The following is a 263-nucleotide window of genomic DNA, read 5'->3' on the forward strand; positions in this document are numbered from 1 at the left end:
CGGTGGCCGCGGCGCTGCGCCTCGCGCATCATGGAAAAGGTGGTGTCTTTGTAGATCTGGAAGACTTCCAGCGGATCGGCGATGAACAGCAGTTTCATGGGGTGCGAAAAAAGTTTCAGGCAAAGGGCACGGATGGCACGGGCGGGCGGGCTCTACCGCCCGGGAGTGTTTGGCCAGCTAGCGCGCGGCGGACCGACGTTCGTACTGTTGCACAAACAGCGCAAGGCTGCCGGCCGCCACACCCCAGAAGGCCGAACCGACAC

General features: G+C 63.5%; 1 pseudogene. It reads right to left on the bottom strand.

What is annotated here, in order from left to right:
* Positions 1–98 (bottom strand): annotated as a pseudogene (locus B2J89_RS22220) (glutathione synthase); the annotation flags it as partial.
* Positions 99–263 lie beyond the last annotated feature (165 nt).

It is taken from the genome of Acidovorax sp. SRB_24 (assembly GCF_012931925.1).